Below are 25,983 nucleotides of genomic sequence, written 5' to 3' on the forward strand. Positions count from 1 at the left end.
TAGGACTTGACACCAGCTTCTGCAATCCCGATATCCCGGTCATCGTAATCTACCTATCAGTAGATAAATATCATGGAGAAGCTGAAATGACAGAAACCGTAGCAATCATTCAAGGCGGAACGTCCGGCATGGGCCTTGCCACTGCGAAACGGCTGGCCGCCAGGAACGTGCCCCTTGTTCTTATCGGGCGGAACGCGGACAAACTCTCAACCGCAAAGGCAGAAATTGAGGATGCATACAAAGTCAGCGTTCAAACATGGCAATCCGATGTGACCGATCAAAAGGACGTTGCCGACCTTGTCGAGCGCATTGCGGGTCTGCAAGCACCGATCGGATATTTGGTCAATGCAGCTGGTGCCTTCAGTCCGAAACCGTTCCTCGACCACACACCGGAGGACTACGACCTCTATCACGCGTTCAACCGCGGCACGTTTCAGATCACTCAGGCCGTTGCGCGGAAAATGGTGGAGCGGGCAGCCGGATCTATCGTCAATCTCGGCTCGATGTGGGCACACCAGGCTGTGAAGGCGACGCCGTCTTCCGCCTACTCCATGGCAAAGGCCGGCTTGCACGCTCTCACACAGCATTTGGCCATGGAGCTTGGAGATAATGGGGTCCGGGTTAATGCCGTTGCCCCGGCTGTTGTCGAAACGCCGATTTATGGCGCGTTTATCCCGGAGGACCAGATCACGCAAACTCTGAAGGACGGCTTCGACGCATTCCATCCGATCGGACGGATCGGCACGGCGGACGATGTTGCCGCGACCGTAGACTTTCTGTTGTCCGATCAGGCCGGTTGGGTGACCGGAGCAGTCTGGGATGTTGACGGCGGTGTTATGGCCGGCCGGTGCTAAGCGTCAACTGAAACACAAGGGGCCACCCAAATCGGGTGGCCCTGTTTTCAGATCGCTTCCACATAGTACCAGCGGCCGGATTTTTTCCGGAACCGGCTGTTTTCCCGGTGGGTGTGCAGTGTTCCGCCAGACAGATACTTCGCTTCAAAGAGCACTGTCCCGTCGCGATCCGCTTCGCTTCCTTTGCCGGTCTCAAGAACGCTCAAGCCCGTCCAGTGGTTTTCCGACGCCCACCGGGCCGTGGCCGCAAAATCGAACCCTGCCTGATATTTCGGCCAAAGTGTCTCTTTCAGATACGCAATGTTCTCACGCACGTATGCTGTGTACCGCGACCGCATCAAGGCCTCTGCGGTCTTTGGCGTTTGGCGTCCATCCAGATAAAGACCGCAACAGGCCGAAAATGCCGCGCCAGATCCACACGGGCAAACTGTATCCGCCATATCCAAGTTCCGTTCCAATTCACTCTATAGATCGCAGTCTCTATCACCACCTGTGACAGGACGCTATGCTGCTCCCAACTTGATCAGAGCGACTGCGGCGGCGGCATGAAACTTGCGACGTTTAACCTGGAATCCTTTGGGACAGACAAAGTGGATGAAGATCTGCTTGCCCGGCGGATCGACGCTCTGCGGCCAAAGCTTCTGGAGCTCGAGGCTGACATCTTATGTCTTCAGGAAGTCAACGCCCAAAAAATCAAGGGCCAGTCCAGCCGGCAGTTTCACGATCTTGAACGTCTGATTGAAGGCACGCCTTATCAGGACTTTTTCATGTCCGGCAGCTTGCGCCCATCCGGCAAAGGACCTGGCGACCGGCACAATCTTGTTGTGCTCTCGCGGTATCCGGTTCTTCTGGGAGAGAGCCTTTACCATCGTCATGCGGAGCCCCCATTGTGGCGGCCTGGAACCGCCGATCCAGGATATGACGAGCCACAGGCAACCGCTTTCGACCGGCCGGTTCAGCAGCTTCAAATCGATATTGGCACAGGACGCCCCTTGCACGTGTTCAACGTGCATCTGCGGGCCCCGATCGCGGCCCAAATCCGTGGCGGGAAAGACGCGGAGCACAATTGGGCCTCTGTCTCTGCCTGGGCAGAGGGGTATCATTTGTCGGTCCTGAAACAGACAGCGCAAGCACTTGAACTCCGGCTTGGGGCGGAGGCTCTGTTCGATAAGGATCCGGACGCTCAGATCATTCTGACCGGCGACTTCAATGCAACCGGCGAAACCCGGGCGCTGCGGCTATTGCGGGCGGACCCGCACGATACCGGCGTCCCGGGCCTTGGCTACCGGCAGCTTTATCAACTGGATGCAGCCCTTCCTTTGGAGCAACGGAAAACCGTGCTTCACAAGGGCCGGGCCCAAACCCTGGACCACGTACTTGCAAGCCGCTCAATGACAGATCGGGTTGCGCACATCAAGGTGTTCAATGCGGCTCTGCCGGATGAGATCCTCGAAGGCGACAATCCCGATTATGCCGGCTCCTACCACGCTGCAATGTGCGTGGACTTCGACATGTCGTAAGAGGTTCGGTTATTCGTTTGCCAACGACTGAATATACCCGGCGAGATTGGCAATCTCGATGTTGCCGAGTGTCATGTTTGGCATTTGCGGATGGGGATTGGCGAGAAAGGTCGCCAGTTTCGATGCATCCCAACTCTGATCCTTGGCCATGTCATAAAAACTCGGCAACGACACACTGGACGCCGTCGCCTGATCGTTGGAGACGAGATGACAGGACGCACACCATTGAAGCGCCAGATCTTTTCCCGCGGCGACATCGGCCGCAACCGCCGACGACACAGGAGCGACGGCCGCTAGGCTGAAGCCCAAAAAGAGCGCTCGAAAACCTCTCCGCCACATTTTGGACCGTTCAACCATTTTCGCTCTCTCCACATCTCAATCTCGGTTCACAGTCTGTCTGATCGAACCGGCCTCTTCCTTGTCCTGCATCAAATCATGCTCATGAGCCTGTCTGCAACTTTTCAGAAAACCCCATTGCCGCATCCGGCATCCTCGTCCACAGTCTGAAGTTGAAAACCTATAAGATAATCGGAGATCTGGATGATTCACCAAAGCCTGATCCGCGCAGCCACGGCGGTGAGCCTGAGCTTTGCGCTGGCCCTTGGCGCAGGCGCGCCGACACTTGCGCAAGAAACGCCGATCTATTCCGGTAAAGATCGGTTTCACCCGGTCACAGCCGCAAATGGCATGGTGGCCAGCCAGGAAGCCGTCGCCACGCAGGTAGGCGTCAGTATACTTGAAAAAGGCGGCAACGCCGTCGATGCAGCGATCGCAACCGGGTTTGCCTTGGCGGTGACCTTGCCCCGTGCTGGCAACCTTGGTGGCGGCGGCTTCATGATGATCCACAAGGCTGACACCGGCGAAACCGAAGCGCTGGATTATCGGGAAAAAGCACCAGCCGGCGCAACTCGTGACATGTTCTTGGGACCAGACGGCGAACCGGACAACGACAAGTCCCGTTTTTCGGGATTGGCTATTGGGGTTCCAGGCACGGTGGCCGGCTTTGCGGCTGCATTTGAAAAACACGGCAGCGGAAATGTGACGTGGGAAGACCTGGTTGCACCTGCAATTGCGCTCGCAAAAGACGGCATTGAAGTAACACCGGACCTCTCGGCCTCATTGGCGGCCCGCATCGCCCGGCTGAGCAAAGACCCGGCAACGGCAGCCATCTTCTTCAAGGCCGGTCTGATCCCTTATGTGCCCGGCGAAACACTGAAACAGACCGATCTGGCGGCAACGCTGCGTTTGATCGCCGACAAGGGCGCTGCGGGGTTTTATCTGGGCGATGTTGCCGAAAAGATCGCATCCAAGGTTCAAGAAGCTGGCGGCAGCATGACAACGGCGGACCTTGCCGACTACAAACCCGTCTGGCGGGATCCGGTGACCGGCAGCTATCGCGGATATGAGATCGCCTCCATGCCGCCTCCATCCTCCGGCGGCGTTCATATTGTGCAGATCTTGAACATGCTGGAAGCCTATCCGATGGCCGATTTCGGCCCCAACTCTGCCGATGCAATTCATGTAATGGCCGAAGCCAAACGCCGTGCTTACGCCGACCGGTCCAAATATCTCGGAGATCCGGATTTTGCTGAAGTTCCAGTAAAAGGCCTGACCGATCCAGCCTATGCAACAAGCCTCGCAGAAACTATCAATATGGAGACCGCCACCGATTCAAAGGACGTTGCGCCTGGCAACCCCATTCCCTACGAAAGCAATGAAACGACCCATTATTCCGTTGTAGACAAGGACGGCAACGCAGTTTCGAACACCTACACGCTGAACTTTTCCTATGGCGTTGGTCTCACCGCCGACGGCACCGGCGTTCTTTTGAACAACGAGCTGGACGATTTCTCCGCAAAACCCGGCGCACCGAATGCCTATGGGTTGATTGGCGGAACAGCGAACGCGGTCGAAGGTGGCAAACGGCCCCTATCTTCCATGAGCCCGACACTGGTGTTTAAGGACGGCGACCTGTTCCTTGTCACCGGCTCGCCGGGCGGCAGCCGGATCATCACGACAACGTTGCAGGTCATCCTGAATGTGATCGACCACCAGATGAACATCGCCGAGGCAACAGCCGCACCGCGCGTCCACCATCAATGGTTTCCGGATGAAATTCGAATTGAAGAAGGTTTGTCCCCGGACACAATCCGGCTTTTGGAAGCGCGTGGCCACAAGGTCGAGGTCAAGAATGTTATGGGCTCAACCCAATCAATTATGAAGGTGGGCGGTCTTCTGGCCGGTGCTTCCGATCCACGCCGGCAAGGCGCACTGACAGCTGGCCACTGAAACAGGGGTGAGGGAGACCGATGACTTTTCATCGGTCTCATCGCTCCGGTCCAAGCTGCTTCCGCAGAATTAATTCGGCTCTGGTGGATAGCGGCGGTTGATCGTGCTGTCGCCGTCCAGATCCTTGAGGTGCTGAAAGAAACTTTCAGCTGCGACCGCAAGGAAAGAAACGAGCAGGACGCCAACATAAGTCGAGTGCTCCAACAACTCAGCCCTGTCGCCAACGACCACATCGAAGATTGCAAATCCGAGAAAAACGGCGATCGACACTGCAATCGCAAGGTCGGTCCGGTAGGCAACACCCGGCTGGTTTTTGACAAGCCGAATTCCGGCCACCAAAAACAAAGCGGCCGCAAAAAACTCGACAATGCCCGCGAATACGAGCGTCGCCGTTACGAAACCTGGATCGATGTCCAGGCGATCAAAATACATGGTGAACTTTTCGACGCGGTGATTGCCCCACCAATGGACAAACCCGATGTCCTGACGGGCAAAAAATTTATCGAGGCCGTTCAGAAGCCAAAAGCAAAACCAGAAAGCGATCACGACGGCGGTAACGGGTTGGCGCAAAATAGCCATATCTATCTTCTGTCTTGAATGTCGGAACTATCGTCAATTCATACAGGGCGAGTCCTTGAAAACTGGTTACATTCAACGCGCAAAACCGGTCCGTAAATCCACTTATCAAAGATCGCTGAAGTCAAACCGCTCTATTTCTGAGGCTGTTTCGTGCCGCGAGAGACAAGGTCTGCAAACTGCTGATCTAGTTTGAGGCGCTCTTCGGCAGTCATTTCCGGCCAGATGATCTGAGCGCCGACAAAGGCAGCGTATTCAATTTTCGCAACGCTGTTTGCAGTGGCATCATCCAGCCCTTGCGCAAGATACAACTGAACAATGAACTGGGTTCGGAGATCATCGACCTCGCGTACGGTTTGCCGGGCCGTCTGGTTGATCTGCGCAAACTGGCGCATGGCACGGTCCAGGTCATGATCGAGTTGAGCCGCCTTCAGTGCCAGCGTGCGCGCCTGGTCTTCGGGCGCACTCGCAAGCGTTTCTTCGGCAACATCAAGTGTGTTTTGTTTCTTCCAGGCATGAGCCAAAGCGGTCAGGAATGCATCATGATCCTTGAAGTGATGATAAAAAGAGCCTTTGGTCCGCGACGCCGTCTGGCACAGCGCATCGAGGGTCAGCCCCCCGATGCCCTCTTTGACGAGTTGCCCAAATCCGAGCGTAATCCAGTCCGCTTTACCGAACCGCTTCTTCTCGCTCATAGGCTGCCGCCCAACACACCAAGGATGACGATCGGTAGGAACAACCACCCTTGCGGCATATCTTTAAATGCCTGGTTCTTGAAGACCGGAACGGCTAGGCCGAGCACGCAGTAGCCAAACGTCAATATAGTTGCCACCCACCCGAGATCTGTTCCGCCAGTATAAAGCGCAGCATAGCCGAACATCCCGGCAATGACTGCGAGTGTGATGGTGACGATGTGCCAACAATAGTAGGTCGTAAGTTTGGGAACGGGATGCAGCCCGGGCGCGTTCAAAAGCGGCTCAGCGATCGCCCGGCCGCCCAAGAAGGTATGGATCAGGCACACAATGGCGGCCAGTGCTCCGGCACTCGCAAAATAAACGTTCATTTCAATCTCCGAATATACATACCATACGTTATGGTATGGACTGATATTTGAAATAGCAAGTGACAATTCCTGTGCCGTTCAAAGGAGCCCAAATTCACAAAAAAACAGCGGAACCTGGTGGTCCCGCTGGAAAAGTCACTGAAGCAGTCGCAATCGCGTCTTGGGACGAAATACTGACAATTTCGCCATCCGCAGTTTGCACAGGTAGATTAGTAGCCGGGCAATAACGCTAATATAAAGTTGCAAGGCTGATTTATTTCAATCATAGGGAAAATTGTCGCAAACGATCAGCGCAACAAAAAAGCCAGTTGCTTTTCTGCAACTGGCTTTTAGCACCGTTCGGTGAAATTGGAGCGGGCGATGGGATTCGAACCCACGACCCCAACCTTGGCAAGGTTGTGCTCTACCCCTGAGCTACACCCGCATAGTGTTCCAACTCGGTGGCGGCTGCCTCGTCGTCGGTGGCGCAGTATATGAACTAAGCCGAAACAGAATGCAACACCGAAAATGCAGAAATTTTTTTAGCTGTCTTTTTGTGGATTTCACAGCTTCGACACCCGTAAAAACCGCAGAAAATAGCCGCTCCATGGGCAACACTCGCCTTGCGGATCAGCATCAAAACACGCTAGAGAGCTGCAAACAGTCAAATTTTTTCAGGAAAAGTCATGCCAGCCACCCGCGACGAGCTCATGGGCTTCTTTCAGGATCTGGGGATCTCTGTCACCACTGTGGATCATGATCCGGTGTTCACAGTCGCCGAATCCGGCGACCTGCACGACCGCATTCCAGGTGGCCATACCAAGAACCTGTTCGTCAAAGACAAGAAGGGCCGGTTGTTTCTGATAACAACCCTGCACGATGCCGAAATTGATCTGAAAAAAGTGCACCAGGTGATTGGCGCTCAGGGACGGGTGTCGTTTGGCAATGCAGACCTTCTGATGGAAGTGCTTGGCGTGGAGCCCGGGTCCGTCACCCCGTTTTCCCTGATCAACGACCGCGAAGCGCAACGTGTCACGCCCGTTTTTGATGCAGCAATGATGGCACATGACGTCCTGAACTATCACCCGCTGAAAAATGACGCGACGACGGCGATTTCTTCCAGCGATTTGCTCAAGTTTGCGAAGGCCTGCGGTCATGATCCGCAAGTGCTGGCAGTCAGTGCGCAGGCACAGGCAAGCGAAGTACAGGGTTGAGAATTGTAATCCGATTGTAGCCGCGCCATGTTAGGTGCGGTTTTTCCAGCGAGACGGCCAACAAGGCCAACGTTCACAGCAGCCGAACAGCAAGAGGCAGATTAATGAGCAACGGCGACTACAGCATTGGCGGTCAAGTCGGTGGCGGTTTCGGCGCCAGCATGGGTGGCGGATATGGTGGCCAAGGCGGCGGTTTCGGCGGCGGTGGTGGCAACGGCTCTGGCGGCGCGCCGGATGGCGACCTGATTTTCGACGTCACCACACAGACATTTATGGCTGATGTGATGGAGGCCTCCCGCCAGCAGCCGATACTCGTGGACTTCTGGGCGCCTTGGTGCGGCCCTTGCAAGCAGCTGACACCGCTGATCGAGGCCGCTGTTAAAGCAGCTGGCGGCACGGTGAAGCTTGCCAAGATGAACATTGACGACCATCCGGAAATTGCCGGCCAGATGGGAATTCAATCCATCCCGGCCGTGATTGCCTTTAAGGACGGTCAGCCGGTCGACGGCTTCATGGGCGCTCAGCCGGAAAGCCAAATCAAGGCGTTCATCGAAAAGCTTGGCGGCCCGGCTCCTGCCAATCCTGCCGAAGCTTACCTGGAACAAGCGAACGCGTTATTGGCCGATAAGGATTACGGGCAGGCCGCTCAGCTGTTCGGGGCATTGATGCAGGCGGAACCGGATAATGTTCAGGCCATTGCGGGACTGACCCAGTGCTACCTCGGCGCCGACGACCTGGAACGCGCCAAACAGGCACTGGAGCTCGCACCGGAAGAAAAACGCACGGATGAAGCTTATTTGGCAGCCAAAGCTGCTGTGGACCTTGCCGAACAAGCCGCATCCCTTGGAGACTTGGCTGGTTTTGAGGAGCGCATCGCCCAGAACCCAGACGATCATCAGGCCCGCTTTGATCTTGCGCTCGGGCTGAATTCAAAGGGTGCCAAAACAGCGGCCGTTGACCAGCTCATAGAGATCGTCCGCCGCGACCGCGAATGGAACGAAGACGGCGCCCGCAAACAATTGCTGCAGTTCTTTGAGGCCTGGGGTTTCAAGGATGAAGCAAGTGCCTATGGCCGGCGCAAACTGTCTGCCGTGTTGTTTTCTTGACGATAGGCCACTCGCGCCACACATACCCACTTATGCGGTACAACCGCACAAAGCGGTTGGTCGAGAACAACAACACAAAGGCCCACTCATGCAGGCTGGTAACGCCATTTACGAGACGATTGCTGATCTTCCTCCGGTCTTGCCTGTGTTCCCCTTGTCCGGTGCGTTGCTGCTTCCCAGAACGCAGCTTCCGTTGAACATTTTTGAGCCGCGCTACATCGACATGATTGATAGCGCCTTGGCGGGCAACCGCCTCATTGGGATGGTGCAACCGTCGGGACGGCAGAACACGAAAGACCCGGATCAACCCTTGCTGGAAGGAGTTGGCTGTGCGGGTCGTTTGACCGGGTTCCAAGAAACCGGCGACGGCCGGTACCTCATCACACTCCAAGGTGTGACACGGTTCCGTGTCGCGCAGGAACTGACCGCATTGACGCGCTTTCGGCAGGCAGAAGTCGATTTTGCTCCGTTCGCTGCCGATCTCAGATGTGGTCAAGGCGAAGACGACGTCGATCGGAACGGACTTCTAACAACCTTGAGGGCTTATCTGGACGCCAATAATCTGGAAGCAGATTGGGACAGTGTCAAAGAGGCTGAGACAGAAGTTCTGGTAAACGCATTGTGCATGATGTGCCCCTACGGTCCGCAGGAAAAACAGGCACTGTTGGAAGCGCAGGACCTCAAGACCCGCGCCGAGACCTTAATTGCCATTACCGAGATGGACCTCGCCAGAAACGACAATGACGGCGGCGCAACTCTTCAATGAGCCAGAACTGGCGGAAACTGGACAATGACAGAAACAACCGACCGGCCAATCGACCGGAAGCTATTGGAACTGCTGGTGTGCCCTGTGACAAAGGCAACATTGGAATATGACGCGGAAGCGCAAGAACTGATTTCCCGGACAGCCAAACTGGCATATCCGATCCGAAACGGAATTCCGATCATGCTGCCGGATGAGGCACGAAACCTCGAAGACTGATACTGAAAAACCCGGGCTGAGACCCGGGTTTTTGTTTGCGCGCCTAGAAGCCGCGGAACAGAGGCATCAGGTTGTTCTGAATAATCATTTGAATGAAAATGATACCCAGCAGTAAAACGACCGGTGAGATGTCGACACCGCCGAGATCCGGCATGAAACGCCGGATGGGCCGGAGCACGGGTTCAGTGAGGTTATAAAGGACCTGCCCGATCATGCCGATTATCTGGTTTCTCGGATTGACGATATTAAAGGCATAGAGCCAGGAGAAAATCGCACTCGCGATCACCACGTAGGTATAGAGTTGCAGTGCGATGAGGATCACTGTGAAAAGGGCTGTCATTGTGCGGTCCGTTGCCTTTTGAAGCAGGTGTTGTTCTTCATGTAGCTTTCTGTACCGCCGCCTGCAACCCGCTGAGCGCAGGCGGTTGGCAAACAAGAAGACTCTAGTCCCCGGTTACGCAGATGCGAAAATGCAACAGTCTGGCAAAACCCGACTCTCTTAGCCTTTGCGTTACCAGTCTTCGTGCTATCTTCGCGATCGAAAAATTCCATACGTATGTGGGTCTCATGAGAAAAATCATTTTGCGCGCTGCAATTGCGCTTTTGGCCGGTTCATTGCCAGGCACAGCACTAGCGCAGGGCGGGAGCCTGTCCGCTGAGGATGCAACGCGGCAATTCGTGATCGACCTCGGCGTTGGGGCCATGGTGAAGCCGCGTTATGAGGCTTCCGACTCCTACCTTGTTTATCCCTTCCCCCTGATCCAGATGGGACGTTTCTATGTTCCCGGCCTCGGCCAGGTCGTTGAAGGCCGCGGACGGACGGGTGTTTTCTTCTATCCGTCATTTGGCTTTGTCGGAGAACGCAAGGCGAGCGACACAACCGATCTCACGGGCACCGACAAGATTGATTGGGCCTTAGAGCTTGGTCTCGGCGGTGGTTTCCGGACCCAGCATTGGCGCGCATTCGGCGAAATAAGGCAGGGCATCAACGGCCACGATGGTCAGGTCGGTCAATTCGGTTTTGATGGCATCCTTTATCCGGGCGAGAAGTGGGAGCTAAGCTTCGGACCTCGCGCAGACTTTGCATCTGGCAGCTACATGGATACCTATTTCGGCGTTACCTCCACTGAGGCTGCGGCGAGTGGTGGTCGCCTCAGCGAGTATAACCCGAGTGCCGGCTTCAAATCTGTCGGCTTGGCAGCCCGTGTCAGCTACGATCTCAATGACGATGTGCGCCTGCACCTTCAGGGCGGATATGACCGCCTCGTGGGCGACGCTGCTGACAGCCCGATCGCAAAGGTCGGCAGCGAGAACCAGTTCAATGTCGGCCTTGGCTTCACGTATCGGTTTGCGTTCGACGTATTCAAATAAAGTTCGCCAGAAGCTGTAACTGTTTTCACAACACGGGGCTCAATCGGGCCCCGTGTTTTTTGTCATTCTGCAAGCACGCCTGTTGGAAGGTGTTGGGGGGTATGAGAGAGCAAAAATCGACTGAAGAAGATATAACGGAACGGATTATTTCTTGACGGTTACGTAAACGGCATGCTTCAAAGGGGCAACAGACGGCTTCGGCCTCATTCAATGGGAGAAAACATAATGTCCTTGGAACAGCTCACCAACGATATCCGTGACAAGGTTTCTGGCGGCGGCATCGCAGAAAGCGTCAAATTTGACCTTGGCGATGACGGTACGATCTTTTTGCAGGGTTCTGAAGTCAGCAACGACGATGGCGACGCAGACTGCACCATCAAAATGTCAGCCGAAGACCTGGCAGACATGCTCTCCGGCGATCTCAACCCGACGGCCGCGTTTATGGGCGGCAAAATGCAAGTTGAAGGCGACATGAGCGTTGCCATGAAGCTTGGCAGCGTCGTCTGATTACATCTCTTCCCAAAGAAGCAGATACCTCGCAGTCGGCCTTTTCGAAGGCCGGTTTTTTTGTGGGCGAGGACCCGGGTTCTCATTTGAAAACGACCGGTCACCAAAGATCGAGCTCACCTTTTTCTCTTAGAGTTTCGAACCACTCTTCCGGACTAAGCCCGATCTTGGCGTGCTTGACCATCGCTTCGTTCATGTCCGCCATGCCGTCGGTATTCGGCCAGGCATCGGGCTGCCACAGGCCGGACCGGAAGACACATTTCGGACAGTGCATGAAAGCGGATTGAACATGGACGGCCAAAGCAAGCTTGGGAGACTTGCCCTGAACAGACAGGCTCTCAAGCAGCTTTGGATCGGTGGTAAGACGGCCCTCCCCGCGGATCCGCAAAGTTTCTCCTCGACCGGGGATCAGAAACAAAAGACCAATGCGCGGGTCTTTCAAAAGGTTATGGAATGTATCGAGACGGCGGTTGCCGGGCCGGTCGGGGATCGCCAGAAGGCTTGGGGACAAAACCTTTACAAATCCAGCCGGATCGCCCTTCGGTGACACATCGACATGACCCTCAGGATTCGCCGATGCGACAAAGCAAAAAGGCGCTTTCGAAATGAAATCTCGGCAAATCTCATCAAGCGCCGGCAACTCCTTTGCTGCAATCTGCGGCAAAGGATGTCCGCAAACGGTTTCAAGCTCTTCTGCGGTGGTAATGAACCCAGAAAGAGCTTCAAATGGATCAGAAACAGACGGCATCAGCAACTCACCAAACCAGACCAAACAATTGCACTATCCGCCGATTTGGGTTCAATTGCGACGGTTTTTGGCACCCTGCCGGGACAAATGCGCGGAACAGGATCAGCGAGCCTTGTTGGATGCAATCGCGGCATCGATGACATCGGCGCCGATATCATCTCGGAACATATCCCAGACCGGCTTCATGGTAGTGACCCACTCATCGCGCTGATCCGGGGTCAACGCCCGCACAACTCCACCGTTTTCAATGATGCTTTGCTTGCTGTCTTCATTGATCGCGTTTGACCGTGCGTTGAAGTCATCAGAGACCTCGGTAAAGATCGTCAAGAATTGGCTGCGGACATCTTCATCCAGGCTGTTCAACCATTCCTGAGATGTTACCGCGAGATAGGCCAGAAGCTGGTGATTGGTCTCCGTTGCGCCGTCCTGAACCTCAAAGAACCGCTGGGTGTAAATGTTGGACCAGGTGTTTTCCTGTCCATCCACAACGCCCATCTGGAGGGCCTCAAAAACATCCTTAAACGCCAGTTTTTGCGCAGTGCCCCCCATGGCTTCGACCATGGCAACCGCAACATCGGAGGGCTGGACACGGAACCTCAAGCCTTTCGCATCATCTGGTACGATCAGGGGCCTATTCGCCGAAAACTGTTTGAGACCGTTGAATAGGTATCCCAAGCCAACAAAGCCGTAATCGGACATCGCACCGAGCAGCTCTTGTCCCTTTTTGCCTTCAGTGAAAGCTGTCACGGCGTCCATGTTGGAGAAAACAAACGGCAGATCGAACACCCTGTATTTCAAGGTGTAAGCTTCGAATTTGGAAAGCGATGGGGCCGCCAGCTGGACGTCCCCCAACAAAAGCGCCTCCATCACCTGATTGTCGTCGAAGAGCTGCGATGATGGAAACACCTGCATACAGGCAGTGCCGTTCATCTCGGCATTGATCCGGTCCGCTAGCGCGCTTGCCATTTCCCCTTTGGGATGGCCTTCCGCTGCGACGACGTGACTGAACTTAATAACGATTTCGTCCTCATCGCAGGCAGCAAAGGCATGCGATACACCGAATAAGAAGGAGGACAAAACCGCAGCGGTGAGGCCGGCGATCTTTCTCATATGTGCTCCTCCCAGGCTTTCATGAACAGCATTGCGTGTGTCGAACGGCGTCGACCCTAACCCAATGCCTCTTGCCGAACATTAAACACTCAGGAAGGAAAACCCTTTGTTGAGACTGCGATCAGTTCGGCTGAAGAGCCCCGTTTCCGGTGTCGTGCCGGATCGACAGCGCCATCCCGCGCAGCTTATCCGGGTTCCGCATAATGAAAATCTGATCAATCAAGCCGTCCGCGCTGTATCCAAAATTGACGACTGAGACCAGTTTCCCACCTTCATAAAGGGCCAGACCTTCAATTCCGTTTATGATCCTGCGCTCCAGAGTTCCACCTGAGCCAACCCAGAGCCGCGACATGATCTTTGCAACGTATTTGGAGACATCTCCGCTGCCCGAAAGGATCCTGCCGAGGGCCGTCGCCTTGCCGCCACCGTCTGACTGATATTGCACACCTTCAGACAACAGCCCGGCCAGCTGTTCCGTCGAACCGGACATCACGGCATCAAGAAAAGCTGTCAGCATCTTTTCCTGATACTCCACTGGCGGCACAAAACGGGCGCTCGGCCCCTGCACATGACGGCTTGCCCGGGAGACGAGCTGACGGGAGGCAGATTCACTCATTCCGAGAACGCCTGCGACCTGTCTGTGCGATTGGCCGAACACCGAATGTAGCAAGAACGCAGCCCGTTCTTTTGGCGACAGACGTTCCATCATGTGCAGGAATGCAATCGTGAGGGATTCAGCCCGCTCAATATCGCCTTCCGGTGTTTCACCGGCTTCAATGTGCAGCGGCTCGGGGATCCAGGGGCCGACATAATCGACGCGCTTGTTGTGCGCGGATTTTAACAAATCAAGACACCGGTTGGTGCAAGCGGTCGTCAACCATCCATCCGGATTCAGGATCGCGGCACCGTCGCTGCCCTGCCACCGCAAAAACGTATCCTGCACAGCATCTTCAGCATCGGCCCAAGAGCCGAGCAGGCGGTAAGCCAGCCCCAAAAGACGGGGTCTGGCCTGCTCAAACACTTCGAGTTTCGATTGCTCGCTCATATCAGTAATTCGAGATTTGAACCCGGTTCCAGAGGTTGATCATGCCGATCGCCGCGGTTAACAAGCTGATCTCCGCTTCGGTAAAGTGTTTTCTGAGTTCCGCGCGCAGCGGTCCATAGCTTTGCTCCGACTTCATGTAAGTCAGCGCTTCGGCATACGCCAACGCGGCCTTTTCTTTCTCGCTGAAATCATCGACATGACGCCAGACGATCAGACGTTCCAGCCGTTCACTGTATTCGCCGGCTGCCAGTGCTTCCTTGATATGCATCTTCACGCAAAAGGCGCATTGATTGATCTGTGAAACACGCAGATCGACCAGATGTTGAAGCTTTGGATCCAGTCCTTCCTTGGCAAAGGACGCCGAAACGCCGCCGAGGGTCTGTGCAATTCCAGGGATCTGCTGGTGGTGGTTTACAGGTGCAGTAGTCGCAGTCATTTGAAGTTCCTCATTCAGAACCTGAATTGGTCCCATACTCAAATGACGACCCAGCTTTGCCGCTTGTGACATGCTCTAAATTTTTTTCATCGCCTCACATGAAACCGCAGATATTTCAGCCTCTTACCCCGGCACCGGAGCACGCTGGCGTTTGTCGATGGCGACACTCTTGATGAGGACCGTCACCGTTTTTCCAACTACCAGACCAAGATCGGCAACCGATGCCCGCGTGATCCGGGCACGGATCGTCTGCTCGCCGACGCCGCAGAGAATTTCTGCATAAGGTCCGCTTTCTTCCGAAATGCTGCGGATCGTTCCCTTCAGCCTATTCCGGATCGAAAGCCCATTCGGAACCTCTGTCGCAAGCGCGACATCTCGTGCCCGAATACGCAACCGGATTGGCTCGCCTGGCGCAGCTCCAAGATCAGGGATCTGAATGGTCGCACCGCCAATGTCGATATGCGTCAGTCCCCACACGCTGTCCGTATAGCTCACGGTGCCTTCAAGGAGCGCCCCGGCCTCATGCCGGCCGGTTGCCTTGCCAAGATCCGTTCTGGCGAGCATCTCGGCAACCGGTCCAAAGGCCGGTGTCTGGCCATCGGACAGGATCACCAAGGTCTGGGACAGGCGAGCCACCTCTTCGATCGAGTGGCTGACGTAAAGGATCGGGATCCCGGCTTCCGCGCAAAGGCGATCCAAATAAGGGAGAATGTCATTGCGCCGGGCCTGATCCAGATTGGCCAAGGGCTCGTCCATGATCAAGAGCCGCGGATCCGACAGCAGCGCCCGTCCGATTGCGACCCTCTGACGCTCACCGCCGGACAGCGTTGCGGGTTTGCGGGCCAAGAGCGGCTGCAAACCCAATAGCTGCACCACCTCGTCCATCGAGCGTGTCGTTTTCCGGCGCCCGGCCCAGCGCGCATAGGTCAGATTGGAGCGCACACTCATGTGAGGAAACAGGCGCGCATCCTGGAAAACATGCCCGATCCGCCGGGCCTGAACCGCAAGATTGATGTTCTTGTCTGCATCAAAAAGCGTTGTGCCGTTGACGGTAATCCGGCCGGATACCGGGCGGATAAGACCCGCAATCATATTGGTGAGGCTTGTTTTCCCGGCCCCTGACTGGCCAAACAGGGAGGTAACACCCCCCTCGCTTTTGAATCGTGCAGTCAGCGGCAGCGCACCGACCTGGCCCTTGATATCAACGTCAAGCATCCGCGCCTCCAAGACGTTTCCGGAGGCGACGAGCGAGCAGTTCAGAGGCTATCAAGGCGCCGAAGGCGACGATGGTTGCGATGATGGTCAGGCGAAAGGCTGCCAAGTCACCGCTTGGGCTTTGGGTGGCTGTATAAAGCGCCAAGGCGAGCGTTCGTGTCTCTCCCGGAATGTTGGAGACGAAAGTGATGGTCGCGCCGAACTCACCCATGGCCTTGGCAAAGCCGAGAATGGCCCCGCCCAGAATACCCGGGAGCGCTAGCGGCAAAGTGACTGTCAAAAAACTGACCAGCCGCCGCGCACCCAAGGACCGGGCAGCATCTTCGAGCTTTGGATCAACGGCTTCAAAAGACAGACGGATCGGACGGACCATCAGGGGGAACGCCATGACCCCGGCGGCCAGCGCGGCCCCGGTCCAGTTAAAGGCAAACGTGATGCCGAAGGTGTCTTCCAGCACGGACCCGATCGGCCCATTGCGGCCAAAGGCCAGCAATAGAACATAACCGGTGACGACCGGAGGCAGGACCAGCGGCAAATGCACCAGTGCGTTGACAACACCATGACCCGGAAATCTGTACCGGGCCAAGCCATACGCAACCATCACTGCAAGCGGTAGGGCCACAAGCAAGGCTGCTGCTGCAACCCTTAAGGTGAGAAGAAGCGCCTGCCATTCGGCGGGCTGAAGGGTGAGAAAATTCACGCGCGCTCAGATCGATTTGCCGTTGGACCTTCCTCCTGGAAGGCTATTCTTCCTTATGGGTCACAAAGCCAAAGGAACGCAAGATCTTCACAGCTTCGGGACCAGTCAGAAAGCTCAGAAAGGCCGCCGCCTGCGGATGATTGGCGTCTGTCGTCATCGCGGCCGGATATTCAATTTTAGGATGACTTTCCGCTGGCAGTTCCACCAGTACCCGAACACTCGGCTCAATTGCAGCATCGGTTGCATAGACCAGCGCGAGCGGCGTGTCACCGCGCGCCGCCGCGGCCAAGGCAACGCGAACGTTTTCCATCGGCGCCAATCGGCTTTCGACCAATGACCAGAGCCCGAGTGCGGTCAGCCCGGCCTTGCCATAGCGCCCTGCAGGAACAGTATCCGGGTCGGCAATTGCCAGCCGTCCGTCGCCCAGCCGCGCAGCAACTGCGTCAGCGGACAGATCCAATGGTTCGCTGTCCAGCGCGCCAGCCAAGACTATCAGGTTCGAAGCGATAACCGTTTCGCTTTCCGTCTGAACGGCACCCCGGTCCGTCAAGTACCCCATCCAGAGCGTGTCGGCAGAAACGAAGACATCAGCGGGCGCGCCTGCCTCAATCTGACGCGCAAGCGTACCAGTGCCGGCAAATGAGAATGTCACCGGCACACCGCTTTCCGCTTCAAATGCCTCACCGATCGCCCCCATCGCCTCGCTCATGCTCGAGGCTGCAAAGACGGTCAGTGGTCTTTCCGCAGCAGCAACAGTAGTCTGAGCGAGCACAAAAACGGCAGCCACAATGAGGCTCAAGCGCACAGCAACGTCCTTTCGCTTTACAGCCTTTGCTATGTACGTTGCCAACCGGTCAGATCAAGACACAGATCATCCTGCCTGCCGGTCGGCCTTGATCATGTCCGCGCCCTTTTCCGCGATCATGACAGTCGGAGCATTTGTGTTGCCGGAGGTGATGGTTGGCATCACAGATGCATCAATCACCCGGATGTTTTCAAAACCACGCAAACTCAAGCGGTCATCAACCACAGACTTCTCATCGACACCCATCCGGCACGTGCTGACGGGGTGGAAAATCGTGGTGCCGATGTCTCCCGCGGCTTTAATCAACTCGTCTTCGCTGGTGAGATCGGGACCTGGCAGATACTCCTCCGGCTCGAACCGTGCCATGGCAGGCGATGCCATGAGTTTGCGCGTGAGCCGGATACTGTCGGCCGCCACCCGGCGATCGGCTTCTGCAGAGAGATAGTTCGGCTGGATTTCCGGCTGCGCGCCTTTATCCGGTGACGTGATGTGCACATGGCCCCGGCTTTCAGGGCGGAGGTTACAGACACTCGCCGTCATCGCCGGGAAATCATGCAGCGGCTCGCCAAACTTGGGTAACGACAGCGGCTGGACGTGATATTCCACGTTCGCCGTCTCGAACGACGGATCGGTCTTGGCGAACACACCAAGCTGGCTCGGCGCGGACGACATTGGCCCGGATCGCTTGAGAAGATATTCCAGACCAATCTTCGCCTTGCCGGTCCAGGTCTTTGCCATCTTGTTCAGGGATTTTGCGTTCTTCACCTTGAACACGGGACGAAGCTGCAAATGGTCCTGCAGGTTTTCGCCAATGGACGGCAGCGCATGCCGTGTTTCGATCCCTGCGTTCGACAGGACCTCCGGATTGCCGATGCCTGAGAGCTCCAGAAGCTGCGGTGATCCAATTGCGCCGGCAGCCACCAGCAGCTCTCCGGAAATCGCTACCGTTGCCGGTTCGCCCGCAACCTCCAAATCGAGACCGGAGGCCCGGCCGTTCTCGAAGCGGATCTGGGCCACATGAGCTTCGGTCACAATATTAAGGTTCGGCCGGTTCTGGGCCGGTTTCAAAAACGCTTTCACCCCGTTCCAGCGCATACCTGATTTCTGAGTCACCTGAAAATAGGCAGATCCGAAATTGTCACCCTTGTTGAAGTCCCGGATCTTGGGAATGCCGTTTTCTTCACAGGCATCCCGAAAGGCATCAAGCAATTCCCAGGAAATGCGCTGCTCTTCAACGCGCAAGTTGCCGCCCTGAGCATGGAGCTCGTCGTCCCACGCATAATGATCTTCCGATTTCCGGAAATAGGGCAGAACGTCATCCCAGCCCCAACCGGCAAGCCCGAGCTGGCGCCAATGGTCATAGTCCCAAGCCTGGCCGCGCATGTAAATCATGCCGTTGATGGATGAACTGCCGCCAAGCACCTTGCCGCGCGGATAGACCAGTGACCGGCCGTTCAACCCCTTGTCGGGTGCGGTCTTGAAACCCCAATCAACGCGCGGATTGCCGATGCAATAGAGATAGCCAACGGGAATGTGGACCCAGATGTAATTGTCGCGCTTTCCCGCTTCCAGAAGCAGAACCTTGACGCCTGGATCCTCTGACAAACGGTTGGCCAGGACACACCCGGCTGTTCCCGCGCCAACAATTACATAATCCCAATCACCCAGGTCGCGCATTGTTCCTCCCGCACCTTTATTTGAGCATGATGGAGACACGGTCCGACCAACTGGTCAAGTCAGCCAGAGGGCATAAGCGGCCTGAGTGCACAGAGGCCGAACGTCATGTGTTTACGTATTTCTCACAAGTCCCACCTAAGCTGCAGGCTGCTTTCAGCTGAAGGGGCCCTTCGTGTCTAATCCTGTTCAACGCCTGTTGGAACAAAGCTTCCTGGTTTGTTTCAAAACAGCCAATACGCTCTATCGACCGTTGCGGCAGTGGATTGGTGCTTTAATTTTTGTGCTCTTTATCGCCATGACCACGGCTGTTGTGCACGTTTTTCCGGGTTCCAACTGGGACATGTTCGCTTACACGGCCAGTGTTCTGGAGCCATCTGTTGACGACCCGGCTGAATTGCACCGGCAAAGCTATGATTTCGTTGAAAAGAATGTTTCGCCTGGCGAATATCTGATCCTGACTCAGGACCGGGATTACCGGATCCATCAGGCAGAAAACCCCGATGCCTTCATGACCATGCTGGGCTTTTATCGTCTAAAGATCCTTTACATCGAAACAGCAAGACTGCTGACCGGCTTCATGGATCCGGTTCAGGCGCTACGGCTTATTTCCAAGGCTTCGATACTTGCCATCGGGGGGCTTTTGCTTGTCTGGATGGCCCGCAATCAGGCACTGGCGTATGGTTTGCCGGTCGCGGTGCTGCTGACCCTCTCCGGTTTCACCGAGGCGGCACAATTGGTGACACCGGACCTTTTTTGCACCGTCTTCCTGCTCCTTGCAGCCATGAGTTATCTGGAGAAGCTCGATTGGTTGGCAGCTGTTAGTCTTTTATGTGCCTTTCTGGTCCGCCCCGATCATTTGGCCTTCATTGGCGTCTTTTTCGTATTCGCAGCGATCTACGGTCCGGGACGATGGTGGATGACCGGCTGTTTTGCAGTGTGCTTCAGTCTTTATGTCTGGCTGACAAAAGGTGCAAACCACCCTGGTTGGTGGGTGCATATGTGGTTTTCACACATTGAATTCGTTCTAACGCTCGAAGGCTTTGATCCGCCGTTTTCGATAACCGCTTATGTCCAGATGCTCGTTCGCGCGACAGTGCGGTCACTTATGGGTGAGACTTGGCTCGCGGTCCTGATCGCGCAGGTCCTGTTTTTTGCAAAACTCATTCGGGTGACAGAGATGGCAGAACGGACCCGTGTGTTGCTCTATGCGGTTTTCGTATCAATATGTGCAAAGTATCTCGTGTTCCCACACTATGAGACACGGTTCTATGTGCCGTACCTCATCATCATGGGAATGATCCTGCTGATCTCCTGGCACAAGCAAAGCCAGAGCGATTCACTCGTTGGCGCAGGTCGAACGTGACACCACTGAACACAGCTCAAGTGCTCCAAATTTCATTGTTCTGGCCTGATCTCAACCTTTGTTGATGTCGCCTGAGCCCATTGCGCCTTGCTGTTCGGCCAACATGAGACCCATTCTTCAGACATAAACGCATGATTCCCGAGGTATATTTTGACATTTGAGATCAAGAACCAAGTCCCAGAGCCCGAGACCTATTTGCAACTTCGCAAAGACTGCGGCCTTGGCGATTATGAATTGAAAGCCGCAGAACTCGGACTGAAGAACAGCCTGCATGCCGTGATGGTATTTGACGGTGACACTCCAATCGGCATGGGGCGTCTTGTCGGAGATGGCGGCCTATTTGTTCAGGTCACCGATATTGCCGTGTTGCCTGCATACCAGGGCAAAGGCCTGGGCCGGACGATCATGGAACGTCTGATGATGTGGGCTGAGGTAGAACTGCCGGTATCAGCCTATATGAGCCTGATCGCGGATGTGCCGGCAAACACGCTCTATGAGAAATTCGGCTTTCACGAGACAGCGCCGCGGTCTGTTGGAATGGCGCGCCGTGTTGGAACGTATCCCTGACACTGTTTCGCCAGTCTATGGATGTCGGTTTCGCATGCTCGCAAATCGGGTCGTTTCCGGCAGCGTCGCCGCCTACCGTCCTGCCAATAGCAACGGAGGACGAAGTCCATGTTTCAAATCCAACCACTTCCGGCAGAGCATTTTTCCGACCTGAACGGTCTTTCGAACGCCGAACTGTCCGAGCGCGGCGTTCAGGTTCATATCTCAGATGGCGGCTTTCCCTGCCGTGTGTCCCTTGAAGACGTTACGGCGGGCGAGCGTGTGTTTCTTCTGAATTTCGAGCACCAGCCGGGAAATTCACCCTATCGATCCCGGCACGCGATCTTCGTGAAAGAAGGCGCTGAAGAAGCGCATCCGGACCAAGGCGACATCCCGGCCTCAATCACAAGCCGGCTTTTGTCCGTCCGCGCCTTTAACGAAGCGCACGAAATCGTGGATGCGGAAATCATCGAGGGAACCGAGGTGCAAGATCTGATTGCAAATTTCTTCGGAAACCCAACTGTGGACTACATCCATCTGCATTATGCACGCCGCGGATGTTTCGCGGCCCGCGTTGTCCGCCCCGAACCAAAGGCATAGGACCTCAATAACCGGCGTTGCGTTTGGATAATCCGGCAGATGTCACGTTCGTTTTTCCGATGTTGGGCTATACTCAAATTCAAAATGCTTTGGGAGAACACTGATGGTTACTGCCGCGCAACGCCGTTCCGCCTTCAAGGCGCTTCATGTGAAGGGCAAAGCCTTTTTGATGCCCAACCCGTTCGACATCGGCTCCGCCCGTATTCTGGACGGCATGCGCTTTGATGCGTTGGCAACCTCCAGTGCCGGGTTTGCATGGGCCCGAGGTGTTCGGGATGCTGAAGGCCTGATTGGGCGGGATGATGCGCTGGCTCACGCCGCTGATATCATTTCCGTGACCAGCCTGCCGGTCAACGGCGACCTTGAGAACGGGTTTGGCGACAGCCCTGAAGACGTGGTTGAAACCATCAAGGGTGCGATCGAAGTTGGTCTTGCCGGGTGCTCCATTGAGGATTATTCGCAGAATCCCAAGAACCCCTTTTACCCGCTGAACTTGGCCGTTGAACGGATCAAGGCGGCCAGCGCCTACGTTAAGGAAAATGCCCCTGAGTTTGTTCTGACTGCCCGCAGTGAAGGCCCGGTGAAGTCGGAGCATGAGCTAGAACAGACCATCAAACGTCTCAATGCCTTCAAGGACGCAGGCGCTGATTGCGTTTACGCCCCGATGCTCAAGGACAAGGCACAAATTACCAAAGTGCTGGAGACCGTCGATGCCCCATTGAACATCTTGGCCGGCCGCCCGAATTTTCATCTCACCCGCAAAGAACTCGGAGATCTCGGTGTTGCCCGGATCTCGATTGGCGCTGGCCTGGCGCGGCTTGCTTACGGCGCCTTCACGGCTGCGGCAGAAGACATGAAGGACGGCGGCTCGTTCGGCTGCTTCGATCGGGACCCAAGTGCAGAAATGCCTGTCAATTTCGAAGACTTCATGAAGGCAAAACCCTGATCTTTCCGCTCATGCTGCCCCATAGGTCAGTACAAGCGGAAGCGTCAGCAATGTCATCAGCGTCGACAGGAAAATGAAGCCTGCAACAGCAGGTGCGTCGTCAGGACGATGTTGCGATACCGCCAGATAGGTCGCAACGGATGGCGGCATGAAGCAGAGCAGAATGACCGCTTTTTGCTTTGCACCACTGAACGGAAATACGCTTGTAAGCGCCAAAGCGGCAACCACAGAAAAGCAGATATGGATCACGGATAGCGTGGCTGCGCGGCCGAGATTGCCGAATTTCAGCGTCGCAAGACTGTGGCCCAACGTCAACAGCATGATGGGAACGGCAAACCCGGAGAGAATGCTGAGGCTTTGATCCACCGGGCCGGGCAAGCTCCAATCCGTCTCCATGAGAACCAAAGCCACCATGACGGCATAAATCACCGGTTGCTTGGCAAGGGTTTTGAAGTCGGGTTTGCCAATAGGTAGCGCAACCCCAATGGTGAAGATCGCAGCAAGGACCACAACAACAAAGCCCAAAGCCACCGCCGCGCCTTCCGCACCGAAAGCCAGCGTTGTGACCGGCAGACCGATGTTCCCGACATTCGACAGCATCATGGGAGATAAATAGGCCTGAACAGGCAAACCCAGCAGCTTCAGGATCCCGAAGCCTAGAACACCGAAAATCAATATCATGCAAGCAGCGGCCAACAGCACATTCAAAAAGGCGCCGAGTTCGATGTGGTCTTTGGCAAGGTGAGACAGGATCAAGGCCGGGTAGCCGACATTGGCGACAAGGCTGCCAAACATTTTCCGGTCAAAAGGTGCTCTCAGAATCGCCAGGCCATATCCGAGCAGCACGCACAAAAGCACGGGCAGCATGACAGTAACGACATGTCCGATGATTACGTCCATGACAGCATCCGCTCCGGCGAACCCAACAATTTTAAAAGCTTAGCCGTGTCGCAGGTACCTATTCAATCGAATTGCTATCAACTGTCGCGAATTCCGACATAGGTTGCGCGCGGCCGGATCTGTTCTTGCGCGCCGTATTGTTCCAACGCGTGCGCAATCCAACCGGCCATCCGTCCGGCGCAGAAAATGATCTTGCCGCTGTCTTTCGGCAAATCATAGGTCTTCTGCATGGCGGCAAGCGCAAAGTCGATGTTTGGAAAGAGGCCAAAGAGGTCATGGCCTGCCTTCAGGATTGCCGGCAATTTCTGGACGAAGGGATGATCCGGTTCTGAAGCCATCAGGTTGGTGATCAGCCAGTGACCGCGCGGATCCTTGTCGACATAGATCTTATGGCCGAACCCTGGAAGGGTTTCGCCGCGCCCCAATCGGTCGGCAATCAAGGCCTCAACGTCCGTATCCGCATCGATTTCGGCCATCCAAGCATTTGCCCGGCCGGACGCCGCGCCATGACGTGGTCCCGTGAACGCCCCCAGGCCGGACAAGAGCGCCGCATGCAAAGGCGCCCGCGTAGATGCCGCGCAGCGCGCAGCGAAGGTGCTTGTGTTCAGCTCATGATCGGCAGAAAGAACGAGCGCCGCCCGGATCAGGTTCTTTGCGCGCGATGAAACGTCAAAGGCCTGCGCGATCTGCGTGTGAACGGGGATGGTTTGCGGCTCGGTTTCAAGAAGAGCGGCAACACCGTAGCGCAGCAGCGCAGCCCCTTTTGTCCGCAGCAGTTTCACGGCCTGCGTATGGGCTGCCCGGTCCTGCAGGGGCCAGGCTGCCAGCGCCATCATCACCCTGTCCAGCGGCCCCAGCCCATCGGGAAGTTCGGGCGGCGCTAGGGGCGCAGGTTCGGCAAAGGGATCATCACCGCAATCCCAAAGAAGCGTTGCAACGCTTTCCAAAGTGGCATTTTCAGCAAGATCAACAGCCGGGCGCCCACGATAGATAGCGCCCTCCTGGGAGATCATCGTGAGCTCGGTTTCCAACACCGGGTCACCAGTTAACGGGCGGCTTCCGGAAACCTCCTCCGTCGTTCTCCGGCCCTTAAGACGACGCACATCAGCCGCATCATAGCGCCTTTGTTTGCCCGGCCCGGCGACAGACTCAATCAGGCCTCGGCTGACATAAGCATAAAGCGTGGCCGGCTGAACGCCGAGTTCAGCGGCAGCTTCTTTCGCGGAGAGATAGATCGGCGTGTTCATATATTGATTGTATTTATCAAGATTGATCAATGCAATGACTTCTACTTAGGTGCTTTCCAGAACAAGGAGATGATCATGACAAAAGCACCCGATCCCGGAACACTGACCGCAGACCCAGCCTCCGGTCTGGAAGGTGTTGTCGCGGCCCACACAGGCCTTAGCGATGTCGATGGTCTGAACGGCCAACTGGTTCTGCGCGGCAAACGGATCGAAGACCTCGCCGGCAAGGTCTGGTTCGAGGACGCCATCCTTCATCTCTGGCACAGTTATGTCTTTTGTGATGCCGATGAACTTAGAAAAGCCATGGGCGATGCACGCCAAGCTGCGTTTTCCAGTGTGCCGTTGATCGAAGCATCTTCCGGAAAGCTGAGTATCTATGAACGGATGCAAGTCGGCCTTGCCGCTCTACCCCTTGCTCCGGGCCTCCCGCAAGCCGTGACAATCAGCGGCGCTCTGCCTGTGTTTCTTGCCGCCGCCTGCCGTGTTTCTGAAGGCGAAAACCCGATCGCACCAGATCCGAACCTCACGACAGCGGAGGATCTGTTGCGCATGATGGGAGATGAGGAGCCGGACGCAGAGCACATTGCAGCGCTTGACCGGTATCTGGTCACCATCCTGGATCACGGATTGAATGCGTCGACGTTCACCGCCCGGGTCATAGGCTCGACGGAAGCCAACATGAAACAAGCCGTGCTTGGCGCCATGGCGGCCTTGAGCGGTCCGCTTCACGGCGGCGCACCGGGACCGGTGCTCGATATGATTGATGCCATTGGAGCCCCGGAAAACGCAGCAGACTGGATTTCCGAAGCCTTGAACCGCAAGGAGCGTTTGATGGGGTTTGGGCACCGGATCTACCGAACACGGGACCCGCGCGCAGATGTCTTGAAGGCAGGCCTCAGAACACTTCAGGCTGGAAATCCAAAAGTTAGCCTTGCCGAAAAGATCGAAGAAGCCGCATCGATCGCTCTGCGCAGTGCCAAGCCGGACCGGGCGCTCGATACGAACGTTGAGTTTTATACAGCGGTCCTACTTGATGCGATCGGAATAGACCGCACACTGTTCACGCCACTCTTTGCCGTTGGACGCACGCCGGGCTGGTGCGCGCATGTCATGGAGCAGCAGACAACAGGAAAACTGATCCGCCCGGCGTCCCGATATGTTGGCCCAAAACCGGTGTAAAGTAA

30 protein-coding genes and 1 tRNA gene are annotated in these 25,983 nt (G+C 55.9%); 14 read left to right on the forward strand and 17 right to left on the reverse strand.

All coding sequences use genetic code 11. The annotated features are described in order from the left end of the window. Window positions 1–86: 86 nt before the first annotated feature. Entirely contained in the window at window positions 87–854 is a 768-nt protein-coding gene (locus tag RBB44_RS19245; RefSeq protein ID WP_306149289.1) for an SDR family NAD(P)-dependent oxidoreductase, read from the forward strand. Window positions 855–901: 47 nt separating this feature from the next. On the opposite strand, the gene RBB44_RS19250 is transcribed toward RBB44_RS19245, so the two are convergent. Beyond that, window positions 902–1,294, reverse strand: coding sequence for a YchJ family protein (locus tag RBB44_RS19250; protein ID WP_306149288.1), 393 nt, complete (start codon window positions 1,292–1,294; stop codon window positions 902–904). Between the two features lie 105 nt (window positions 1,295–1,399). Between RBB44_RS19250 and RBB44_RS19255 the strand changes: the two genes are divergently transcribed. Further along, window positions 1,400–2,374, forward strand: coding sequence for an endonuclease/exonuclease/phosphatase family protein (locus RBB44_RS19255; RefSeq protein ID WP_306149287.1), 975 nt, complete (start codon window positions 1,400–1,402; stop codon window positions 2,372–2,374). 9 nt (window positions 2,375–2,383) lie between these two features. Here RBB44_RS19255 and RBB44_RS19260 read toward each other — a convergent pair whose 3' ends face one another. Further along, on the reverse strand, window positions 2,384–2,731 hold the full coding sequence (locus RBB44_RS19260; protein ID WP_306149286.1) for a c-type cytochrome: 348 nt from the start codon (window positions 2,729–2,731) through the stop codon (window positions 2,384–2,386). 183 nt (window positions 2,732–2,914) lie between these two features. On the opposite strand from RBB44_RS19260, the gene ggt reads away from it, so the two are divergent. Beyond that, window positions 2,915–4,663, forward strand: coding sequence for a gamma-glutamyltransferase (ggt, locus tag RBB44_RS19265; RefSeq protein WP_306149285.1), 1,749 nt, complete (start codon window positions 2,915–2,917; stop codon window positions 4,661–4,663). 69 nt (window positions 4,664–4,732) lie between these two features. On the opposite strand, the gene RBB44_RS19270 is transcribed toward ggt, so the two are convergent. The 4 genes from RBB44_RS19270 to RBB44_RS19285 all read right to left on the reverse strand — a co-directional run bounded on the left by RBB44_RS19270 (window position 4,733) and on the right by RBB44_RS19285 (window position 6,726). Then, window positions 4,733–5,242, reverse strand: coding sequence for a hypothetical protein (locus tag RBB44_RS19270; RefSeq protein WP_306149284.1), 510 nt, complete (start codon window positions 5,240–5,242; stop codon window positions 4,733–4,735). A gap of 131 nt (window positions 5,243–5,373) precedes the next feature. Beyond that, window positions 5,374–5,934: a TetR/AcrR family transcriptional regulator gene (locus tag RBB44_RS19275; RefSeq protein ID WP_306149283.1), complete on the reverse strand. Its 561-nt coding sequence runs from the start codon at window positions 5,932–5,934 to the stop codon at window positions 5,374–5,376. Then, window positions 5,931–6,302 (reverse strand): hypothetical protein, encoded by a 372-nt coding sequence (locus tag RBB44_RS19280; protein ID WP_133952611.1) that lies wholly within the window; start codon window positions 6,300–6,302, stop codon window positions 5,931–5,933. Before RBB44_RS19280 ends, RBB44_RS19275 begins: the two co-directional genes overlap by 4 nt. A 349-nt stretch (window positions 6,303–6,651) precedes the next feature. Beyond that, a tRNA-Gly gene (locus RBB44_RS19285) sits at window positions 6,652–6,726 on the reverse strand. A 241-nt stretch (window positions 6,727–6,967) separates the two neighbouring features. On the opposite strand from RBB44_RS19285, the gene RBB44_RS19290 reads away from it, so the two are divergent. The 4 genes from RBB44_RS19290 (at window position 6,968) to RBB44_RS19305 (ending at window position 9,583) form a co-directional block, all read left to right on the forward strand. Further along, window positions 6,968–7,495: a prolyl-tRNA synthetase associated domain-containing protein gene (locus tag RBB44_RS19290; RefSeq protein WP_306149282.1), complete on the forward strand. Its 528-nt coding sequence runs from the start codon at window positions 6,968–6,970 to the stop codon at window positions 7,493–7,495. Window positions 7,496–7,656: 161 nt separating this feature from the next. After that, window positions 7,657–8,601 carry a thioredoxin gene (gene trxA, locus RBB44_RS19295; RefSeq protein WP_306149367.1) on the forward strand — a complete coding sequence of 315 codons (945 nt, stop codon included), beginning with the start codon at window positions 7,657–7,659 and terminating at the stop codon, window positions 8,599–8,601. A gap of 88 nt (window positions 8,602–8,689) precedes the next feature. Continuing rightward, on the forward strand, window positions 8,690–9,367 hold the full coding sequence (locus RBB44_RS19300; protein WP_133952614.1) for an LON peptidase substrate-binding domain-containing protein: 678 nt from the start codon (window positions 8,690–8,692) through the stop codon (window positions 9,365–9,367). Between the two features lie 24 nt (window positions 9,368–9,391). Continuing rightward, window positions 9,392–9,583 (forward strand): Trm112 family protein, encoded by a 192-nt coding sequence (locus RBB44_RS19305; protein WP_306149281.1) that lies wholly within the window; start codon window positions 9,392–9,394, stop codon window positions 9,581–9,583. 43 nt (window positions 9,584–9,626) lie between these two features. On the opposite strand, the gene RBB44_RS19310 is transcribed toward RBB44_RS19305, so the two are convergent. Continuing rightward, window positions 9,627–9,923, reverse strand: coding sequence for a YggT family protein (locus RBB44_RS19310; RefSeq protein WP_133952616.1), 297 nt, complete (start codon window positions 9,921–9,923; stop codon window positions 9,627–9,629). A gap of 227 nt (window positions 9,924–10,150) precedes the next feature. Between RBB44_RS19310 and RBB44_RS19315 the strand changes: the two genes are divergently transcribed. Beyond that, entirely contained in the window at window positions 10,151–10,954 is an 804-nt protein-coding gene (locus tag RBB44_RS19315) for a MipA/OmpV family protein (RefSeq protein WP_306149280.1), read from the forward strand. Between the two features lie 225 nt (window positions 10,955–11,179). Then, window positions 11,180–11,461: an SCP2 sterol-binding domain-containing protein gene (locus RBB44_RS19320; RefSeq protein ID WP_306149279.1), complete on the forward strand. Its 282-nt coding sequence runs from the start codon at window positions 11,180–11,182 to the stop codon at window positions 11,459–11,461. Window positions 11,462–11,561: 100 nt separating this feature from the next. Here RBB44_RS19320 and RBB44_RS19325 read toward each other — a convergent pair whose 3' ends face one another. The 8 genes from RBB44_RS19325 to RBB44_RS19360 form a co-directional block, all read right to left on the reverse strand. Next, window positions 11,562–12,209 (reverse strand): MSMEG_1061 family FMN-dependent PPOX-type flavoprotein, encoded by a 648-nt coding sequence (locus RBB44_RS19325; protein WP_306149278.1) that lies wholly within the window; start codon window positions 12,207–12,209, stop codon window positions 11,562–11,564. Window positions 12,210–12,311: 102 nt separating this feature from the next. Beyond that, window positions 12,312–13,319, reverse strand: a complete 1,008-nt coding sequence (locus tag RBB44_RS19330; protein WP_306149277.1) for a DctP family TRAP transporter solute-binding subunit — start codon at window positions 13,317–13,319, stop codon at window positions 12,312–12,314. A gap of 121 nt (window positions 13,320–13,440) precedes the next feature. Further along, window positions 13,441–14,364, reverse strand: coding sequence for an RNA polymerase sigma factor SigJ (gene sigJ, locus RBB44_RS19335; RefSeq protein WP_306149276.1), 924 nt, complete (start codon window positions 14,362–14,364; stop codon window positions 13,441–13,443). A gap of 1 nt (window position 14,365) precedes the next feature. Next, complete coding sequence (locus RBB44_RS19340) at window positions 14,366–14,800, reverse strand: carboxymuconolactone decarboxylase family protein (protein WP_055671903.1); 435 nt, start codon at window positions 14,798–14,800, stop codon at window positions 14,366–14,368. 123 nt (window positions 14,801–14,923) lie between these two features. Then, on the reverse strand, window positions 14,924–16,015 hold the full coding sequence (gene modC, locus RBB44_RS19345; protein WP_306149275.1) for a molybdenum ABC transporter ATP-binding protein: 1,092 nt from the start codon (window positions 16,013–16,015) through the stop codon (window positions 14,924–14,926). Next, window positions 16,008–16,715 (reverse strand): molybdate ABC transporter permease subunit, encoded by a 708-nt coding sequence (gene modB, locus RBB44_RS19350; protein WP_306149274.1) that lies wholly within the window; start codon window positions 16,713–16,715, stop codon window positions 16,008–16,010. Before modB ends, modC begins: the two co-directional genes overlap by 8 nt. A 43-nt stretch (window positions 16,716–16,758) precedes the next feature. Then, window positions 16,759–17,520 carry a molybdate ABC transporter substrate-binding protein gene (gene modA, locus RBB44_RS19355; RefSeq protein WP_306149273.1) on the reverse strand — a complete coding sequence of 254 codons (762 nt, stop codon included), beginning with the start codon at window positions 17,518–17,520 and terminating at the stop codon, window positions 16,759–16,761. 66 nt (window positions 17,521–17,586) lie between these two features. After that, a complete protein-coding gene (locus RBB44_RS19360) occupies window positions 17,587–19,197 on the reverse strand; it encodes a GMC family oxidoreductase (protein ID WP_306149272.1) in 1,611 nt (536 codons plus the stop codon). 172 nt (window positions 19,198–19,369) lie between these two features. Between RBB44_RS19360 and RBB44_RS19365 the strand changes: the two genes are divergently transcribed. The 4 genes from RBB44_RS19365 (at window position 19,370) to RBB44_RS19380 (ending at window position 22,652) form a co-directional block, all read left to right on the forward strand. Next, window positions 19,370–20,560 carry a hypothetical protein gene (locus tag RBB44_RS19365; protein WP_306149271.1) on the forward strand — a complete coding sequence of 397 codons (1,191 nt, stop codon included), beginning with the start codon at window positions 19,370–19,372 and terminating at the stop codon, window positions 20,558–20,560. A gap of 195 nt (window positions 20,561–20,755) precedes the next feature. After that, window positions 20,756–21,127, forward strand: coding sequence for a GNAT family N-acetyltransferase (locus RBB44_RS19370; RefSeq protein WP_306149270.1), 372 nt, complete (start codon window positions 20,756–20,758; stop codon window positions 21,125–21,127). A gap of 108 nt (window positions 21,128–21,235) precedes the next feature. Next, the gene (locus tag RBB44_RS19375) at window positions 21,236–21,706 is read left to right on the forward strand and encodes a DUF1203 domain-containing protein (protein ID WP_306149269.1); all 471 of its coding nucleotides are present in this window, start codon (window positions 21,236–21,238) and stop codon (window positions 21,704–21,706) included. 103 nt (window positions 21,707–21,809) lie between these two features. Then, a complete protein-coding gene (locus tag RBB44_RS19380; RefSeq protein ID WP_306149268.1) occupies window positions 21,810–22,652 on the forward strand; it encodes an oxaloacetate decarboxylase in 843 nt (280 codons plus the stop codon). A gap of 9 nt (window positions 22,653–22,661) precedes the next feature. Here the strand turns inward: RBB44_RS19380 and RBB44_RS19385 are convergent, their stop codons facing one another. After that, entirely contained in the window at window positions 22,662–23,552 is an 891-nt protein-coding gene (locus RBB44_RS19385; protein ID WP_306149267.1) for an AEC family transporter, read from the reverse strand. 77 nt (window positions 23,553–23,629) lie between these two features. Beyond that, window positions 23,630–24,829 carry a citrate synthase family protein gene (locus RBB44_RS19390; protein ID WP_306149266.1) on the reverse strand — a complete coding sequence of 400 codons (1,200 nt, stop codon included), beginning with the start codon at window positions 24,827–24,829 and terminating at the stop codon, window positions 23,630–23,632. Window positions 24,830–24,874: 45 nt separating this feature from the next. Between RBB44_RS19390 and RBB44_RS19395 the strand changes: the two genes are divergently transcribed. Continuing rightward, the gene (locus RBB44_RS19395; protein ID WP_306149265.1) at window positions 24,875–25,978 is read left to right on the forward strand and encodes a citrate synthase/methylcitrate synthase; all 1,104 of its coding nucleotides are present in this window, start codon (window positions 24,875–24,877) and stop codon (window positions 25,976–25,978) included. Window positions 25,979–25,983 lie beyond the last annotated feature (5 nt).

Origin of the sequence: Roseibium sp. MMSF_3247 (assembly GCF_030733765.1) — a bacterium.
Lineage (GTDB): Bacteria > Pseudomonadota > Alphaproteobacteria > Rhizobiales > Stappiaceae > Roseibium.

Coding starts and splice junctions, on each gene's coding strand:
- RBB44_RS19245 (WP_306149289.1), top strand. CDS start 87: ATGACAGAAACCGTAGCAATCATTCAAGGCGGAACGTCCGGCATGGGC.
- RBB44_RS19250 (WP_306149288.1), bottom strand. CDS start 1,294: ATGGCGGATACAGTTTGCCCGTGTGGATCTGGCGCGGCATTTTCGGCC.
- RBB44_RS19255 (WP_306149287.1), top strand. CDS start 1,400: ATGAAACTTGCGACGTTTAACCTGGAATCCTTTGGGACAGACAAAGTG.
- RBB44_RS19260 (WP_306149286.1), bottom strand. CDS start 2,731: ATGGTTGAACGGTCCAAAATGTGGCGGAGAGGTTTTCGAGCGCTCTTT.
- ggt (WP_306149285.1), top strand. CDS start 2,915: ATGATTCACCAAAGCCTGATCCGCGCAGCCACGGCGGTGAGCCTGAGC.
- RBB44_RS19270 (WP_306149284.1), bottom strand. CDS start 5,242: ATGGCTATTTTGCGCCAACCCGTTACCGCCGTCGTGATCGCTTTCTGG.
- RBB44_RS19275 (WP_306149283.1), bottom strand. CDS start 5,934: ATGAGCGAGAAGAAGCGGTTCGGTAAAGCGGACTGGATTACGCTCGGA.
- RBB44_RS19280 (WP_133952611.1), bottom strand. CDS start 6,302: ATGAACGTTTATTTTGCGAGTGCCGGAGCACTGGCCGCCATTGTGTGC.
- RBB44_RS19290 (WP_306149282.1), top strand. CDS start 6,968: ATGCCAGCCACCCGCGACGAGCTCATGGGCTTCTTTCAGGATCTGGGG.
- trxA (WP_306149367.1), top strand. CDS start 7,657: ATGGGTGGCGGATATGGTGGCCAAGGCGGCGGTTTCGGCGGCGGTGGT.
- RBB44_RS19300 (WP_133952614.1), top strand. CDS start 8,690: ATGCAGGCTGGTAACGCCATTTACGAGACGATTGCTGATCTTCCTCCG.
- RBB44_RS19305 (WP_306149281.1), top strand. CDS start 9,392: ATGACAGAAACAACCGACCGGCCAATCGACCGGAAGCTATTGGAACTG.
- RBB44_RS19310 (WP_133952616.1), bottom strand. CDS start 9,923: ATGACAGCCCTTTTCACAGTGATCCTCATCGCACTGCAACTCTATACC.
- RBB44_RS19315 (WP_306149280.1), top strand. CDS start 10,151: ATGAGAAAAATCATTTTGCGCGCTGCAATTGCGCTTTTGGCCGGTTCA.
- RBB44_RS19320 (WP_306149279.1), top strand. CDS start 11,180: ATGTCCTTGGAACAGCTCACCAACGATATCCGTGACAAGGTTTCTGGC.
- RBB44_RS19325 (WP_306149278.1), bottom strand. CDS start 12,209: ATGCCGTCTGTTTCTGATCCATTTGAAGCTCTTTCTGGGTTCATTACC.
- RBB44_RS19330 (WP_306149277.1), bottom strand. CDS start 13,319: ATGAGAAAGATCGCCGGCCTCACCGCTGCGGTTTTGTCCTCCTTCTTA.
- sigJ (WP_306149276.1), bottom strand. CDS start 14,364: ATGAGCGAGCAATCGAAACTCGAAGTGTTTGAGCAGGCCAGACCCCGT.
- RBB44_RS19340 (WP_055671903.1), bottom strand. CDS start 14,800: ATGACTGCGACTACTGCACCTGTAAACCACCACCAGCAGATCCCTGGA.
- modC (WP_306149275.1), bottom strand. CDS start 16,015: ATGCTTGACGTTGATATCAAGGGCCAGGTCGGTGCGCTGCCGCTGACT.
- RBB44_RS19360 (WP_306149272.1), bottom strand. CDS start 19,197: ATGCGCGACCTGGGTGATTGGGATTATGTAATTGTTGGCGCGGGAACA.
- RBB44_RS19375 (WP_306149269.1), top strand. CDS start 21,236: ATGTTTCAAATCCAACCACTTCCGGCAGAGCATTTTTCCGACCTGAAC.
- RBB44_RS19380 (WP_306149268.1), top strand. CDS start 21,810: ATGGTTACTGCCGCGCAACGCCGTTCCGCCTTCAAGGCGCTTCATGTG.
- RBB44_RS19385 (WP_306149267.1), bottom strand. CDS start 23,552: ATGGACGTAATCATCGGACATGTCGTTACTGTCATGCTGCCCGTGCTT.
- RBB44_RS19395 (WP_306149265.1), top strand. CDS start 24,875: ATGACAAAAGCACCCGATCCCGGAACACTGACCGCAGACCCAGCCTCC.